12 protein-coding genes and 2 pseudogenes are annotated in these 16072 nt (G+C 74.5%); 6 read left to right on the top strand and 8 right to left on the bottom strand.

What is annotated here, in order from left to right; genetic code table 11:
* Nucleotides 1-99: 99 nt before the first annotated feature.
* Nucleotides 100-516: a VOC family protein gene (locus OTB20_RS25835; RefSeq protein WP_267820941.1), complete on the bottom strand. Its 417-nt coding sequence runs from the start codon at nt 514-516 to the stop codon at nt 100-102.
* A gap of 83 nt (nt 517-599) precedes the next feature.
* Nucleotides 600-3392 carry a phosphodiester glycosidase family protein gene (locus OTB20_RS25840; RefSeq protein WP_267820942.1) on the bottom strand — a complete coding sequence of 931 codons (2793 nt, stop codon included), beginning with the start codon at nt 3390-3392 and terminating at the stop codon, nt 600-602.
* 211 nt (nt 3393-3603) lie between these two features.
* Between OTB20_RS25840 and OTB20_RS25845 the strand changes: the two genes are divergently transcribed.
* Entirely contained in the window at nt 3604-4386 is a 783-nt protein-coding gene (locus OTB20_RS25845; RefSeq protein WP_267820944.1) for a DUF4328 domain-containing protein, read from the top strand.
* 53 nt (nt 4387-4439) lie between these two features.
* On the opposite strand, the gene OTB20_RS25850 is transcribed toward OTB20_RS25845, so the two are convergent.
* The gene (locus OTB20_RS25850) at nt 4440-6620 is read right to left on the bottom strand and encodes a SpoIIE family protein phosphatase (RefSeq protein WP_267821027.1); all 2181 of its coding nucleotides are present in this window, start codon (nt 6618-6620) and stop codon (nt 4440-4442) included.
* Between the two features lie 337 nt (nt 6621-6957).
* Between OTB20_RS25850 and OTB20_RS42870 the strand changes: the two genes are divergently transcribed.
* Complete coding sequence (locus OTB20_RS42870) at nt 6958-8373, top strand: SPFH domain-containing protein (protein ID WP_420716487.1); 1416 nt, start codon at nt 6958-6960, stop codon at nt 8371-8373.
* Between the two features lie 29 nt (nt 8374-8402).
* Nucleotides 8403-9326, top strand: coding sequence for a C40 family peptidase (locus OTB20_RS25860; RefSeq protein ID WP_267820945.1), 924 nt, complete (start codon nt 8403-8405; stop codon nt 9324-9326).
* A 153-nt stretch (nt 9327-9479) separates the two neighbouring features.
* Here OTB20_RS25860 and OTB20_RS25865 read toward each other — a convergent pair whose 3' ends face one another.
* Together OTB20_RS25865 and OTB20_RS42525 are read right to left on the bottom strand one after the other, a co-directional pair.
* On the bottom strand, nt 9480-9719 hold the full coding sequence (locus tag OTB20_RS25865; protein ID WP_267820947.1) for a hypothetical protein: 240 nt from the start codon (nt 9717-9719) through the stop codon (nt 9480-9482).
* 589 nt (nt 9720-10308) lie between these two features.
* Nucleotides 10309-11634 (bottom strand): annotated as a pseudogene (locus tag OTB20_RS42525) (DUF6777 domain-containing protein); the annotation flags it as partial.
* Nucleotides 11635-11923: 289 nt separating this feature from the next.
* On the opposite strand from OTB20_RS42525, the gene OTB20_RS25875 reads away from it, so the two are divergent.
* Nucleotides 11924-13243 carry a streptophobe family protein gene (locus OTB20_RS25875; protein WP_267820949.1) on the top strand — a complete coding sequence of 440 codons (1320 nt, stop codon included), beginning with the start codon at nt 11924-11926 and terminating at the stop codon, nt 13241-13243.
* 67 nt (nt 13244-13310) lie between these two features.
* The gene (locus OTB20_RS25880; protein WP_267820950.1) at nt 13311-13697 is read left to right on the top strand and encodes a hypothetical protein; all 387 of its coding nucleotides are present in this window, start codon (nt 13311-13313) and stop codon (nt 13695-13697) included.
* Between the two features lie 220 nt (nt 13698-13917).
* Here the strand turns inward: OTB20_RS25880 and OTB20_RS25885 are convergent, their stop codons facing one another.
* On the bottom strand, nt 13918-14115 hold the full coding sequence (locus tag OTB20_RS25885; RefSeq protein WP_267821031.1) for a hypothetical protein: 198 nt from the start codon (nt 14113-14115) through the stop codon (nt 13918-13920).
* 38 nt (nt 14116-14153) lie between these two features.
* Here OTB20_RS25885 and OTB20_RS25890 point away from each other — a divergent pair.
* Nucleotides 14154-14309, top strand: a pseudogene (locus OTB20_RS25890) (AraC family transcriptional regulator); the annotation flags it as partial.
* 154 nt (nt 14310-14463) lie between these two features.
* Here the strand turns inward: OTB20_RS25890 and OTB20_RS25895 are convergent.
* Both OTB20_RS25895 and OTB20_RS25900 read right to left on the bottom strand, forming a co-directional pair.
* Nucleotides 14464-15444 (bottom strand): serine/threonine-protein kinase, encoded by a 981-nt coding sequence (locus tag OTB20_RS25895; RefSeq protein WP_267820951.1) that lies wholly within the window; start codon nt 15442-15444, stop codon nt 14464-14466.
* Nucleotides 15444-16070 carry a hypothetical protein gene (locus OTB20_RS25900; protein WP_267820953.1) on the bottom strand — a complete coding sequence of 209 codons (627 nt, stop codon included), beginning with the start codon at nt 16068-16070 and terminating at the stop codon, nt 15444-15446. The genes OTB20_RS25895 and OTB20_RS25900 overlap by 1 nt, the downstream gene beginning before the upstream one ends.
* Between the last annotated feature and the right edge of the window lie 2 nt (nt 16071-16072).

The raw sequence follows: 16072 nt of genomic DNA on the forward strand, positions 1-16072 counted from the left end.
CCGGGCCGGCGCCGCCTTCTCGGTCGCGGCAACGCTCCCCTGTCTACCCGATCGGCGGTGTCTTCCGGGTACGGCGCCAGGTAGGAGGGGTGGTGGAACTCAGCGCTTGCGGGGCTGGTGGAACCGCAGCATGTTGCCGGCCGGATCACGGAAGGCGCAGTCGCGGACGCCGTACGGCTGGTCGATCGGCTCCTGCAGTACGTCGCCGCCGGCGGCCCGGATGCGTTCGAAGGTGGCGTCGCAGTCGTCGGTGCTGAAGATGACACCGCGCAGCAGCCCCTTGGCCAGGAGTTCCGTCATGGCCTCCCGGTCGGCGGACGAGGCGTTCGGGTTCGCGACGGGCGGTTCGAGGACGATGTCCACATCGGGCTGTGCGGGCGAGCCGACGGTCACCCAGCGCATGCCCTCGAACCCGACGTCGTCGCGGACCTCCAGACCGAGAACGTCCCGGTAGAAGGGGATCGCCCTGTCGTGGTCGTCGACGGCGATGAAGCACTGCGAAAGGCTGATGTCCATGGGTTTCACGCTACGGGCGGGTGGGCGGCCGGCGCTTCTCCATTCCTGACCGGAATGCCGGCCGCCGGTCGGCGCCCTCGGGATCACGGGCCGGCGGCCGGCAGTACGGAGAGCCAGTCGCCCGCCGCGAAGGCGTCGGCGCCGACCACGGTGCGGCCGGTGCGCGGGGCGGCGAGGGTGAGCACGCCCTCGGTGCGGCCGGCGGCGAAACGGGGGGCGCCGACGGTGATGACGACGGCCCGTTTGCCGGTGGTCCGTCGGAACTCCGCGAGGCAGCGCAGTCGCAGGGCGGCCTCCTTGCGGTCGACGGCCTGCGGCGCGTACGGCTGTACGACGGCCACCGCGCCCGTGCCCGGCTCCCCGGCGGCCGCCGCGAGGGCCGCGCGCAGGGCCTTGATCCGCTCCAGCCCGCCGCCGTCGAGGGTGCGGCGCGTGGAGCCGGGCGGCAGGAACCGTACGCCCCGGTGGACGAAGGCCGGGCGGCCGGTGCCGGTCAGCGCGAAGTCGACGGCGGTGGTCCGGGCGGCTCCGGCCGGGGCCGTCCGGACCCCGGCGGGTTCGACCGCGAACCGCCAGGGCCGGGAATCCACCCGGGCCGCCGTGGCCACGATCGGATCCGGGGCGTCGGCGGTACGGACGACCCCGGTCGGCGGTGTCCGCGCCGCCAGGGTGTCCACCACCAGCCGGGCGGCGGCGGGGGGCGCGGCGACCCCGGCTCTGGCGCGGGCCGCCGCGGGGGCGGTGGCCGAGAGCCGGGTCACGGTGAACGGGCGCTCCGCCATCGCCGGGAGCGGCAGGCTGATCTCCCGCCAGCCGGTCCAGTCCACGGCGGGCCCGCGCAGGGTGGTGGCGGCCCCGTCGCCGTCGGCGAGTTCCACGGCGGGCCGGGCTCCGGAGCCGTCGCCCTTGACCCACACGGAGAGCGACCGGGCCAGTTCGGGGATCCACAGCGGCCGGGGCGGGGCCGCCGCGGCGGCCCCGCCCCCGGTGGGCGGTGCGAGGGCGAGCCCCCGGCCCGGACGGCCCTCCCCGGGCGCGGCGCCCGGACCGGTCCAGCGTGCGACGTCCTGCAGATCCGCGAGCGGCCGGTCCGACAGGCCCACCCCGAGGGCCAGTTCGGCCCGGGCCGGGGAGGTACCGGAGGCGCCGCGTACCGTGGCGCGCAGCTGCCCCGCGGCGTTCGGGACTCGGGCGGTCACCGTGAATCCGCCGCGCCCGTCATCGGCGACGCTCCACCGGGAGCGGTCGAAATCGAGCTGCACGTCACGGGGTTCGACCACGGCGGCGGCGCCCTGCGCGTCGTACCCGGTCAGTACGAACCGCGCCCGCTCCCCCACCTCCGCGAGCCCGATCCGTTCCGGGACGGCCCGGATCCGGGTCACCGGCCCGAGGACGTCGAGGCGGAGCGCACCGCGCGCCGCCCCGAGCTCCGCGCGGGCCTCGACCGGGCCGGGGGCGGACGCACGCAGCCCCCCGCCGGAGTCGATCCGGCCCGCGCCCCCCGAGAGGGACCACACCGGAGCCTTCTGCGGCGCGGGCACCGGGCCGAGGTGCGCGGTGTGCGGGATCGCCCTGAGCGTCCGGGTGAGGCCGGGGAAGGCGCGCGCGGCCCCGCCGACGGGCTCGATCCGGTAGCCGGCGGCGCGGCCGGAGCCGGCCGGGACGGTCAGGACGAGGCCGTTGGGGACCGGGCGCTGGCGGCCGTCGGACGGGGAGTTCTCCAAGGTCAGGGCCGTCTCCCCGGTGAGCGCGGCGAGCAGGGTCGAGGAGCCGCCGCCGTCGAGGTTGAGGGCCTCGTAGGCGCCGAGCCGGTGCATCATCCGGCCGAGCGCCGTCAGGGTCAGCCCGCCGCTGTCGCGCTGGCGGCCGTCCACGGTGACCAGGCGCGCCCGGCGGCCGTCGCGGGAGAAACCGACTGCGGTGCGCGGGGCGGCCGCGTTGTTCGGCTCGCCGTCGTGGTTCTGCGGGACCCCGGCCACCACGAGCGCCTCCCGGCCGCCGACCGCGCTCACGGGGAGCGGTCCACCCCCGGCCGCCACCGGCCGGGCCGCTACGGCAACCGCGTCCCCGGGGCGCAGGGCGGCGAGTTCCGGCGCCGCGGCGCCGGCCGCGAACAGCAGGATGGTGCCGGGTGCGGGGCGCTCCCGGCGCGCGGGCCGCCGCAGCGCCGCGCGCACGGCGGCGACCCGGCCGTCGCGCAGCTCCACCGCCGGTCCGGACGCGGGGAGCCCTTCCGCCGGCCAGTCGGCGGTGTAGGCGGCGAAGCCCTCGGCCGGCGGGCGCGCGGTGTTGAATCCGGCGAGCGGGCGGACCGCGCCGCCGGGCAGGGTGACGCTCCCGTCGAGCGCCAGGCGCAGCACCCGCCCGAGCCCGCCGGCGTCGAAGGCGACGGCCCGGCCGGAGCCGGGCGAGGCCGCGTGCAGCAGCCGTCCGGCGCCGATGCCGGGGCCGAGCGGGGCGCCCGTACCCCGGATGTCGAAGAAGTCCCCGTTCACCGCGGCGACCACCCGGCGGCCAGGCCCGGCGGGGTGGCGGGCGGCGGAGTCGGAGACGGTGGCGGCGCCCCGGCCGCCGAGGTACTCCGCGCGCACGCCGGAGCCGGCAGCCGCAGCCGTACCCGCCCCGGTACCGGTACCCGTACCCGTACCCGCGATCTGGACGTCGAGCTCGTCGATGCGGAGCCACCGGTCGGCTTCGAGCCGGTCGTACGATTCCAGCCGCACCCCGGGAGCGATCTGCCGGGCGGTACGAGCCGTCTCGATCCCCGCGATCTGGCCGCCGCCGGAGGCGTGGGCCGGCGGTGGCGCCGGGGCCACGAGCAGCGCGGTGAGCAGGGTCGGCAGCAAGACCGGCAACAGCGGGCGAAGGGTGGCCATCCGAGCAGGATCATCCGGCCGCGCGCATATGAGTACATGAACACAGCGCGAGTCCGGCAACTGTCAGCCATTCGCCCGCACCCGCCTCCAGAACCCCTCCGAGCCGCCCGAAGGCCCTGTACCGGGATCTTGTGTCTGCCATATCTTCGACCGTGTCCGCATGTCAGCGGGCCTTCTTCACATGCCATTTGTCCCCGGGGGGTACAACTTCATGTCCTTCAGCGCGACCAACTCGCCGCCACCCGTCGACCCCTACCAGCAGGCGCCGCCGCAGGCCGCCGCGGTACAGCCGTCGCCGGACTTCGCCAAGCAGCCCCTCACCTCGCGGCCCCTCACCTCGCTGCGCCCGCCCGGGAGTCTCGCGGCGGCCCTGACCGTCCTGCTCTCGCTCTGCGGCCTGTACGCCCTGCTCATGGCCGGAACCGGCCTGTACGCCGGTGCGGTCCTGCGCGCCGGGAGCTACCCGGGCGCGGGCGCCGAGGACGGCAACACCCTCCCGGACACCTTGATGGCCCTGACCGGCCTCCTGGAGATTCCGATCCTGATCGCCACGGCGGCCGTGTTCGTCACCTGGTTCCACCGTGTCCACCACAACGCCCGGATCCTCGGCCAGGACGCGGTCACCCGGTCCGGGGCCTGGGCCATCGGTGGCTGGTTCGTGCCCTTCGCCTTCCTCCGCATCCCATACAAGATGGCGAAGGAGATCTGGACGGCCAGCCTCCAGCGCGGACCTGACGGCGCCTACCGGCACGTCTCGACCGCACCCATCACCGCATGGTGGCTGGTGTGGATCACCGCACTGCTGGCCAGCCGCGTCTACGACACCCTGTACGGCCGCGCCACCGATGCGGACGGGCTCGCCACCGCCGCGACCGCCGCCGCCGTGTACGGAGTGGTGCTCCTCGCGGCCTCCGCCCTCGCGATCCGCTTCGTGCGCGGGCTGACGGCGCTGCAGATCACCAAGGGCGCGGAGGGCCCCTACGCGGCCGAGTAGACCGCGAAACCCTTCCGGCCCTCGATGTACCGTCCGCCCCGGCGGGCCCGCGCCTACACCGTGCCGGGCTCCCGGGGCGGGAGGGGCGACCCCGCGACGGCGCCGCCCTGGCCCGCTCCGCTCTCCCGGTGAGGTCCGCCGGGTTCGCCCGGTTCGCCCGGTTCGCCCGCTCGGCCCTGCCCGTCAGGTCCGCCGGATCCGTCCGGTTCGCCCGCTCCGTCGGGCCCGCCCGGGATCGCGAACTCGCACCACACGCACTTCCCGCTGCCCCGCGGCTCCACGCCCCAGGTATCCGCGAGCCGGTCCACCAGCATCAGCCCGCGTCCCGACACCGCCCAGTCGTCGGCCTCCCGGCGCCGCGGCAGGGCGCTGCTGGTGTCATCCACCTCGATCCGGATCCGGCCCTCCGGGGTCAGCCGCATGCTGACTCCGCCGACACCGTCCGTGTGGACCAGCGCGTTGGTCATCAGCTCGTCCGCCGCCAGCTCGATCTCGTCGGCCTGACCCCGCGCACCCCACGCCGCGGCGGCCGCCCGGATCAGGTGGCGGGCCATCGCCGGGGCGTCCGGGTCCCCGGGGGTGAGGCGGTGGCGCAGCGGGCCGCCGCCGCGCGGGAGCGGGGTGCCGCGCCGGCGCAGCAGGAGCAGGGCCATGTCGTCCCCGCCGCCCGAGTCGCCGACCAGCTCGCACAGGACGTCGGCGAGTTCCTCCACGTCGGCCGGACCGCTCCGGACCGCCTCCATGAGCTCGCTCATCCCGGTGTCGAGATCCCCGCCGGGCCGCTCGGTCAGACCGTCCGTGCACAGCAACAGGGTGTCTCCGGGGTGCAGTTCGAGGCTGGTGACGGGGTATCCCGTACCGGTGGCGGCAGAGGCGTCCGGGGCGCCGGCCGCGCCCGGCTCGTGCGCCGCCAGGCCCAGCGGCAGCCCGCCCGCCACCCGGACCCGGTGGCAGCTGCCGTCGCCGCGCCGCACCACCGGGTCGAGGTGCCCGGCGCGGACCAGCTCGGCCATGCCGCTGGTGAGGTCGATCTGGGCGTAGGTGCAGGTGGCGAAGCGTTCCGTTTCCAGGTCCCGCAGGAAGGCCGAGGCCCGTGCCATGGCCGTGCCGGGGGTGTGGCCCTCGGCGACGTACGCGCGCAGCGCGATGCGCAGCTGGCCCATGACGGCGGCGGCGTCCGTGTCGTGCCCCTCCACGTCGCCGATCATCACGCCGACCCGGCCCGCGCCGAGCGGGACCACGTCGTACCAGTCGCCGCCGATGTCCCGCCCCATCCGGGCGGCCCGGTACCGTACGGCGATCAGCGCACCCGCCACCTCCGGGATCCGGCGCGGCAGCATGGCCTTCTGGAGGCCTTCGGCGAGGTCGTGCTCCTGCTCGAAGAGGATGGCCCGCTGGAGGCTCTGCGCGATGCCGCTGCCGAGGGCCATCAGCACGTTGCGTTCCTCGGCGTCGAAGTCCCCGTCCCGGGTGTAGAGCAGCCCGAGCGCGCCGACGGGCCGGCCCTGGGCGATCAGCGGCAGGTAGACCCCGCTGCGGACGGACAGCGGCTCGATGTACGGCCACAGGCCCGGGTAGCGGTCCTGGAACTCCTCGCGGGAGCCCAGGTACACCGGCCGCAGGGTCCGTACCGCCTCGCTCATGGGCAGGGGTGCGTCGATCCGCGTGTACTCGATCTCCGGAACGTACGCGCCCAGCTGCCCCTCCGCGACCAGGTGGATCCGGCCGCCGTCGACGACGCCGAGCATGACGCTGACCGCGCCGAGGTGACCGAGGGCCTCGGGGTCCTTGAGGACGTCGGTGACGTCGTTGACGGTGCGGGCGTGCGCGAGGATCGCCGTGGTCCGCTCGACGACCCCGGTCATCCTGCGCCGGCCCTCGTCGCGCTCCCCGGCCGCGCCGGGCTCGCCCGGGTCATGGGCGGCGTCGCGGATGATCCCGATGATCCGGTACGGATGCCCGCGCGGGTCCCGCAGGATGCGGCCCTGGACGTGCATCCAGCCCGGGGATCCGTCCCGGCCGCGGCTGCGCACGTAGGCGCCGTAGTGGCTGCGGCCCGCCTTCAGCGCCTGCGCGACCCGGGCGTCGAGCCGGATCTCCTCACCGGGCGCCAGGCGTGCCCGCAGGCCGTCGGGGGTGCCGGTGAACTCTTCGGGACGCAGGTCGAGGACCTCGAAGGCGGTGGTGTCCAAATGCATCTGCCCGCTGTCGAGGTCCCAGTCGAAGGTGCCCATGCGGTTGAGCGAGAGGCTCGTGTCCGTCCGGGCAGGCCACTCGACCGGCGGGGTCACTCCCCTTTCGGCCACAGCTTCAGGGTCTCACCCTTCGGCGGTCCGTGCCGGTCCGTGCCGGTCCCGCCGAGGGGGCCGGCCCCCTCCGGCTGCGCTCCTCACACCCCGGAGCGTGGAGATTCGGCGCGAAAAGGGACCAAAGTCCCGGCCTGTCGCGACTTTCACCCAATAGGCGACTTGTACGATCTCTCGAAGATCGATTCGTTCATGATCATCTTTGCTGGCGTCAGGAACCCCCGGGTGCGGGTTCGTTGACGCCCACGGCTGTGTGGGGTGTGGCTTGTCGCAAGCGCCGAAGAGGACCGGAGAACCGGCCGAGGGACCGAAGGCGGGGGCCGAAGGAGGAACGGGAACAGCAGCGGGAGCCGCACGGACCCCCGGACGAATATCCGCCCCGCTCACCGGCTCCGCCCACTTCGAAGCCGCCACGCGGCACGGCCCCGCCACACCGCAGGACGCGGACTCCGGCCACGGCGCGGACTCCGGACCCGGCCACAGCTCCGGCCCCGGCCCCGCCGGCTCCCCTGGGGCCCGCGCCGGTCGCGCGAGCCTGGTCGTACGGCCGTACCGGGATCCGCTCGTCCTCGGGCCGCTCTTCCGTGACGAGGAACCGGCCGACACCCCCGCCGCGAACCCCGCCTCCCCCAACGGCCCGGCCGCTCCCGTGGGCCCGGGCGGAGTCCGCCGACCCGGCGGCCAGGCGGACCCCGACACCCTTCGGCAGGCCGCCGTGCGCGCGGTGATACCCCGCCCCGCCGCACCGGCGACGGAGGCGCCGGCCCAGCCGCGGACGCTGCCCGCCGTGCTCGGCCCCGAGCTCACCGAGCATCCCGCGCGGGCCTGCTCCGGCTGGTGGGCCCTGCTCACCGCCGCGCCGTCCGCGGCAGGCGCCGCCGCCCTCCCGCGGTTCGAGGAGCTCCGCCTCTCCGCCTCCCCCGCCGAGGCCTGGCCCCTGGCCGTCGTCGTGTCCTGCGCACTCCTCACCCTCACCGCGCTCGCCGGACTGCGGCGCGGGCGCGCCGGCCAGGCCTGGTCGCTGGCCCTCTTCGGCCGCTACCGGGGCACGATCCGGCGTACCGGCCTCATCTGGTCCAACCCGCTGCCCCGGTACACCCGCGTCGACGTACGGCTGCGCCACTGGCGCAGCGAGCCTCTCTGCGTCTTCGACTCCGAGGGCACCGCGCTGCGGACCGTCGTCCTCGTCGTGTGGCGGGTCAAGGACACCGCCCGCGCACTGCTCGCGGTCGACAACCACACCGCGTACCTGCGCGGCCAGGTGGAGTCCGCGACCGCCCGGGTGCTCTCCCGGATGCCGGCCGACTCCTTCGGCCCGGAGCCGGCGAAACCGGAGACCCTGCGCGACACCGAGGCCGTCGGCAACGAGCTGACCCGGCTGCTCGCCGCCGAATGCAAGGCGGTCGGCGTCGAAGTCTTCTCCGCCCGGCCCCTGCACGTCGATTACGCCCCCGAGGTCGCCGCCGCGATGCAGCGCCGCCGGATCGCCTCGATCGACGCCCGGCACCGGGACTCCGTCCTCACCTCCGTGCTCGACGCGGTCGACGCGGTCGACGACACCGTCCACCGGATGTCGGACCGCGGGCTCGTGGGCCTGGACGACTACGAACGCAAGGCCCTGGTCAAGGACTTGACCGTGGCCTTCTACACGGCGCGCGGCCCTGCCGCCGACGCCCGCTGAAAACACCCCCGATGGAAAAGGAACCTTGCATGCGCACGCCCGAGTTCACCGAGGAAATACCCGACAGCTGTGACTGCGCCGGCTGCGCGCGCGGTGCGACGGCCATGACGGCCGCCGCCGCCCGCCGCCGCCGCTGCACCCTGCGCGGCGCCGTGGTCGCGGCCGTCGGCGCCACGATGCTGGTGGGCACCGGAGCGGGCGCCGCGTCCGCCGAACCGGCGCCGGCGCACGCGGGGTGGGACGGCTCGAAGTACTGGTACAAGGATGCGACCGGCTGGTGGCGCTGGACCTCGCACTACAGCAAGTACGTCGGGAACAGCGGAGGTTCCTCCGCCGGCTCCTCGTCTTCCGCTTCCTCGTCCTCGTCCTCCTCCGTACGCACCTCCGAGCCGACCTTCCGAGGCCGTGCGGGCTGGGACGCGTCGGACCGCGTGTACTGGTACAAGGACGCCACCGGCTGGTGGCGCTGGACCAGCCACAAGGACAAGTACGAGCGCTTCGCCGGCGGCTCCGGCTCCGGATCCTCCTCCGGCTCGTCCAGCTCCTCCGGCTCTTCCGGCTCTTCCGGCTCTTCCGGCACCCCCATCCGGCAGGGCACGGAGGGCGCCATCGCCTTCGCCAACAGCCACCTCGGCGACCCGTACGTCTGGGGCGGCAACGGCCCCCACGGCTGGGACTGCTCGGGCCTGGTCCAGGCCGCGTACCGCTCCGCGGGCATCACCCTGCCCCGCGTGGCCGCCGACCAGTACCGGGCCACCACCCCGATCTCCCGCTCCGAACTGCGCCGCGGAGACCTGGTGTTCTGGACCTCGAACGGCAGCGTGTCGGGCATCCACCACGTCGCCGTCCACCTCGGCGGCGGCAAATACATCGAGGCCCCCCGCCCGGGCAAGCAGGTCCGGGTCTCCAATTTCAGCGCGTACAACCCGAACATGTACGGGCGCGTCCGCTAGGCGGCCGCCCCCGACTGAGTCTCCACTCGGTCCGGTGCCCCGGCGTCTTGCCGGGGCACCGCTGTCCAGTCCGCCTCGGCCACTTTCCGGACGCGTCCGGAAAATCCTGAACAGCGAAGCCAATCACCGGCCCCCCTCGGAAGTGGATCACGGCTACCGGTCGCCTTGGCGATCGAGATGGTCGACCAGTTTCACTTCGCTGCGGCGCAGTCGAACACGTTCGTCCGGCGGCAAGGACCCCAGCGCGTCGACGAGGGCACGTGTCCGGGGAATGTAGACCATCGCACCGGAGTAGATCCGGCACCCGGAACACCATGCCAAGCCGACGCACCGCTCGAACATCGAGGACTCGGGCGGATGGAGGCGGAACTGGTAGGAGCGGACCGGCGTCATGCAGGTAGCGCAGATCTGGCGATCACCGTCCCCGACCGTGTCCCAGGTCGCGACCTTGACCCAGTGCTCCCGCCCCGCCCGTGCTCTTCAAGTCGTCATGCGCAGCATTCTCTCGCATCCCATGGCCGCCATCGCATGGGTCTGTCAGCACTGGAGAAGTACCAGACCTCCCCGAGGGCCGGTGGCCCTCGGGGAGGTCTTCGTGACGGGCGGGACCTTACTGGCCGCCGTTCCCGGCGCCCGGACCTCCGTCCGCACCCGCGTCGCTACCCACTCCGGGCGGCAGAGGTGCGATCAGCGAGGTCGTCGGGGCCGGCGGAGGCGGGGGCGGAGGCGGAGGCGGGGGAGGGGGCGGGGGGAGCTGGGGCTGCGCCGAGGTCAGCGGCGGGGGCGGAGGCGGCGGGAGCTGGGGCTCAGGCGCCGCGGAGGAGGGCGGAGGCGGAGGCGGCGGGAGCTCGGGCACCGCCGAGGAGGGCTTGGGCGGGGGCGTGGGTGACGGGGGAACCTTCGGCCTCGAGGGTGACGCGGACGGCGTCGGCGACTTCGCCCGGTCCGCGGAGGGCGAGTTGGAAGCCGACACGGAAGGCGACACGGACGGCGACGCGGACGGTGACTCCGAGGGGGACACGGACTCCGAAGGCGACACCGACGGGGACTGCGACGGGGACTGCGAGGGCGATGTCGACGGGGATGTCGAGGGCGATGTGGACGGCGAGGTCGACGGGGACGTCGACGGCGACACCGTCGGGGACGTCGACGGCGACACCGTCGGGGACGGGGACGGCGACACCGTCGGGGACGGGGAAGTCAGCGTCGGCGACGGGGAAGTGAACGACGGCGAAGGCGGCCGGGTGGTGAACGTCGGGGTCGGGATGGGCGGCGGGGGAACGGGCTTGTCGTGCCGGCCGCGATGGTCTCCCCGGTCGCGCTCGAACCAGCGGCCGTCATGGAAGTCGTAGATCACGAACTGGTTCACGATGGTCACGGACGGCGCGATGACCACCACCTGCGAGGGCTGGTAGGAGGTCCAAGGCTGTCCGAACCGCTTCGGGTTGGCCTGCAGCGCCACCGGCGCTCCGAGCGGGTTTCCGCAGGCACAGCGGACCCGCGGCACCCCGCGGTCGTCCACGAGCACGGCCGTCCCGGCCTGGAGCACGGCCTGGTAGTTGGTGGGGCTGCCGTCCCGGTAGCCGTGGTTGGTGGCCCTGGTGTCCTCACGGAGCTGCACCGGGGTCAGGGAGCGCAGGTACCCCGGCACGGCGGTCGGCTGGGTGCCGAGCGAGGAGGCGAACGCGGCGTTCTTCGAGGGCTGCGCCGAGAGCACCTGGATCTGCTTCTCGACGTCGCAGCTGGGCACGTCCCTCCTGCCCGTGTACAGGGTGGGCGAGGAGCCGCTGATACTGCGGGTGGCCATCGTCGCGGTGCCCGAGGGGGCCGACGGGGCCTTCGACTCGGGCTTCTTCGTCTCCGATGTCGACGGCGGTGGGCTCTCTGGTGGCGGTGTGGCCTGCTTGGCCGCGGTGGACTGGGTGAAGGGGTCGGGCCCGGACGCCGCCGCGGGCTGCAGGAACACCTCGTTGCCCGCAGAGGTGGTGGTGCCCCCGCCGCCGCCCGGCCGGGTCAGTACGACGGCCAGGGTCACGGCGGCCGCGATGGCGACGATGGTGGTGGCAAGCCGGGGTACGGAACGCCACCAGGCCTTGTGCGGCGGCTCAGGGGGTCCGGGGGGCACCCCGGACCCGGAGCCTCCGGGAGGGGCCGGGGGCGGAGGCGGCGGAGGGCCTTCCTGCCCGCCGGAGAGGGGGCCGGAAGGTGGGCCGGTCGGGCGCCCGGACGAAGACGACGGCGGCTGCGAGGGCGGCTGTGACGGCTGCGTCGGCCACGGCGGCTGCTGGCCGGAGGGTTGAGTGGTCACGGGCTCTTCTTCCCAGGCGGAGGGGTTCCGGTCCCCTGTGGACGTTCCGCTGTGGACGATGCGCGGCGGACGTTTGGCGGTGGAGGGTGGAAGTGAGGCGGCGAACGTTTGGCGGTGGACGCTTCGCGTCGGACATCCCGCTATGGACGTTCCGCGGATCATCGGCGGAAATGTTCGGATTTCTTGCACTCCTGGCGACCATTGTGTGCGCCGTCCGGGTGGTGGCCGCAAGCGGAGCGTGTGGGCCGTTCGGGTGGTGGCCGCCAGTGAGCGTGCCTACGGTGGCAGGGTGAGTGCTAAAGCGGGACCGTCCGCGCGAGCCTGGCGCGACGCTGTCATCGCCGTACTGGCCGGCTTCGCGGTGATGGCCGTCGTGGCCTCGGCGGGCCTCACCCTCGCCGGCGCCGGCGATCTGCCCGGCGGCGCGTTTCCGCACGTGGTCGCCGCCGTCGTGGTGATGGCCGCGGGCGGCTCGCTCGAGGTGACGGGCGGGGCCGGCTTCCTGGCCGGGGCCGACGCGAGCCTGTCCCTGCTCCCCCTCTCCGTCAGCCTGGCCGGCGCGCTGACCGCCGGCTGGCTCTTCCTCCGCCCCCTGCACAACCGGGCCGTGGCCGGCGCGCGCGAACTCCTCGCCCGCGCCGTGCCCATGGTCCTGTTGTGGCTGGCGGCGCTGACCGGACTCGCCCTGCTGGCCCACCAGAACTTCGCGGTCTCCACCGGCGATTCGATCATCGGGGACATCGGCGAAATCCTCGATTCCACCCCGACGGTGGGCTTCGAGGCCGCGATCCCCGCCACCCTCGGATTCGGACTGCTGTGGATCCTGGGCCTGTTGCTGATCGCCCTGCTGGTGTCCCGCCGCGCGCCGCTCCCGGCAGGACTGGTCCGCTTCCACGCGGGTGTCCGGCCGGCGGCGTTCGCCGTGGTCGCGCTGCTCCTCGCGTACGTCGTCATCGGCATCGGCATCGGCCTGGTGGTGGCGGCGACCCGGGGACATGCGGACCGCACCCTGGCGGTGATCCTGCTGGGCCTGCCCAACCTGGTCTGGCCCGCCCTCACGCTCGGCTTCGGCGGGGCCTGGGAGGGCAAGGCCGAGGGACCCTTCGGGCTGCCCGTACCGCAGGTTCTGGACGGAGTGCTGCGCGCCACGGGCTCCGACTCCGGTTCCGCCTCCGACCTGTCCACCATCGACGTGGCCTCGCTCGCGGAGCAGGACCCCCGGGCGTGGTGGCTCGTCGCGCTGGCCGTCGTCCTGCTGCTCGGGGCGGGCGCGCTGGCGGCCGCCCGTTCACCGGCGCACGTACGCCCCTGGAAGCACGCCCTCCACCTGGCCGTCGCCCTGGCACTGGCCACCTTGGTGGTCTGCCTGCTGGCCCGGATCCAGGCACAGTTCGGCCTCTCCCTGCTGGGCATCGGCGAGAGCGACGACCTCAGCGGAAAGGTGGAGCTGCGCCCGCTCCTCTGGCGCACGGTCGGCCTGGCCTTCGTCGCGGGCGCCGTGGCGGGCTTCCTGGGCTCCCTGCTCCCCCGGCGCCGTCGCGGACCGGGCCGCCAGGCCCCTGCCGATACAGCAGGCCCGGCCCACCCGGCCGACCCGGCCGCACGTTGAGCCGTACGGGTGAACAGTCGCAAATCGGCTCATCGGGGGATCGTTTCCGCATGACACGCTGACTTCCGTGAACATGACCAAAGGCCTGTTCCGGCCGCTTCACGCCGCTGGCCTGCTCGCCCTCTCCGCGCTCGCCCTGACCCTCTCCACCGCCCTCCCCACCCAGGCGACCGGCCCCGGCACCCGCCAGCTCTCCGGGGACGCCGGCCGCAAGGACACCACCGCCGAGGCCGTGTCCGTCAGCCGGGTGTACTGCCCGCGCGGCACGGCCGTGCAGTCCGGCGGGTACTCCACCACCCACTGGGACCAAGCCCGCGACGGCACGCTCCGGCACACCGTCCTGGCCTCCCACCCCGTCGTCGACGCGAGCGGCCGCAAGGGCTGGTACGCCTCCGCAGCGCACGCCGAGGTCACCGCCCACGTCGTGTGCGCGCCCTCCCCCGACAAGGACTGACCCTCCCCGGTCCCGCCGCTCCAGTGGCTCTCCCCGGTCACAGCCCAGCCGTGCTGCGCCGCGCGCAGGCCCGCCTCGAAGCGGCTGCGCGCCCCGAGCCGTTCCATCAGGGCCGCCATGGAGCGGCGGACCGTGCTCAGCGAGACCCCCCAGCTGGTGGCCGGCCGCCCTGTCGGTCATGCCTGGCTCAGCAGCCGCAGCAGCTCCCGCTCGGGCGGGGTCAGGCCGGTGCCCTCGTCGCGCGGCCGGTCGCAGCCCAGGGGCAGCGACGCCTCCCAGACCTGCCGGGCGCGGTCAACGCGACGACCGCGCCCGGCAGGCGCAGTACGACGGCTCCCGCCCGGGTGCCGGCCGGGTCCAGGGGCACCAGGGCGTGGGCCCGGTCGACGAGGATCGTGCGCAGCGGGAGGGTGGGCACGGTCCGTACACCGCCGCCGCAGACCGAAGGGCACGACGGTGGCGGCCCATCTCCGCCGGGAGGGCTTGGAGCGCTGCCCCGGCGATCCGCTGCCGGCGTCCCGCAGCATCCATTCCGTCGCCGCAGGCTGGGGCTTCACCCGCCCCGCCGACTTCACCCGCGCATTCCGCGCGGCGTACGGGCTGACGCCCAGCGACTACCGGCACGCCGCAGGTGCCGCCTCCCTACCGGGGCACCCCCTTTTCCGCGCGTGCTCGAGCACCACGAGGTCGAACACGGCCTGCCCCCGCTCATGCCCACGTGGACGGCCCGGGCACGTGACTGGTCACATGACCGGCCGGACAGGTCCTAGAAGACCGGCAGGGCCCACCTCGGCGGTGGTGGTGGCGGCCCGTCGGCGGCCCGGGGCGGCGCACGGACGAAGGCCGCCGGGTGGGGGGGCACGCCCTCACCCGTGCCCGCCCGCCGCAGCGCCCCGGTGAACTCCAGGCAACTCCCCCACCGGTCCTCCGGCGCCTTCGCCAGGGCCCGCGCCAGCACCTCGTCCACACCCGGCGGCAGATCGGGCCGCAGCGAGGTCACGGGCGGCGGCGGATCGTACTGGTGGGCCCACAGCAGGGCCATGTCCTCGTCCCGACGGAACGGCGGGGCGCCCGCCAGCATCTCGTAGACGACGCACCCCAGGCTGTAGACGTCGCAGCGCCCGTCGACCGGCTTTCCGGCGATCTGCTCGGGCGCCACGTAGTCCAGAGTGCCCACGAACTGCCCGATGCTCGTGAACCCGGTCAGCGACAGCGACTTCTTCGTCAGCCCGAAGTCCGTCAGGTAGACGTGCTCCGGGTGGTCGCTGTCCGTGCCTCCCGCGACCAGGATGTTGCCTGGCTTCACGTCCCGGTGCACCAGACTGTGGGCGTGCGCCGCGTCCAGCGCCGAGGCGACCTGGCCGGCGATCCGGGCCGCCGTCTCCACGGGCATCGGGCCCGTCCGGTCCAGCATGGCCCGCAGGTCCTGGCCCTCGACGTACCGCATGGCGATGTACAGCAGCCCGTCCGTCTCCCCGGCCTCGAAGACGGGCACGATGTGCGGGTGGTCGATGGCCGCCGCGACCTTGGACTCGTGCGCGAAGCGCGCCCGGAAGACGTCGTTGCCCGCCAGTCCGGGGGCGAGCAGCTTCAGCGCGACCGTCCGGTCCAGCCGCACGTCGTGCGCGCGGTAGACCACCGCCATCCCGCCGCGCCCGATCTCGGTCTCCACCAGGTACCCGGCGATCCGCCGCCCCCGCAGGTCGGAAGCGCGGCGCAGCGGGTCCTCACCCGGCGGCGGGCCCATCACCCCGCCTCCGGTCCGGGCAGGTCCACGATCCTCGTGGGTTCGTGCGGTGCGTCCTTCACGGCCTGTACGTCGGCCCCTTCCTCGGTGTCCGCCTCATGCGGCGGGGCCTCCCGCGCGGGCGGGGCACCCGGTCCCGCGACGACCGCGTAGGTGGCCAGACGGGTCCCGTCCCCGTACATCCACCGTCCCGCCGATTCGTCGTAGAGCCACACGGACTCCCCGTCGACGACGACCCCGGCACGCAGTCCCCGTAGGGAGCGCCGGAAGGACTCGGCATCGATGCGGTCGGCGGCGAGGTCCGCCACCGCCTGCCGGTAGCGTTCCAGCTCCTCGGTGCAGCGGGCGAGCAGCGGCTGCGGGTCCTCCGTGCGCGTCAGCGGGCGGCCGCCGGTCGGCGGGGGCTGCGGTACGGCGAGCAGCAGGCGTCCGTCCACCCAGGCTGACCATCCGTTGGCGCACAGGATCTCCCCCCACTCCCCGCGCCGGGACAGCAGCCGTACGGGGAGAAAGGCGTCGAGTGCCACCGTGGGGCGGGACAGGTCCGGGGTTTCCCACGCGGGCAGTCCGTCCTGCGGGACGATGTGGGTGGGCCGGAAGTCCGCGGCTTGGGCGGGGCTGGTCATCG

Source organism: Streptomyces sp. H27-H1, assembly GCF_026627445.1.
Classification (GTDB): domain Bacteria; phylum Actinomycetota; class Actinomycetes; order Streptomycetales; family Streptomycetaceae; genus Streptomyces.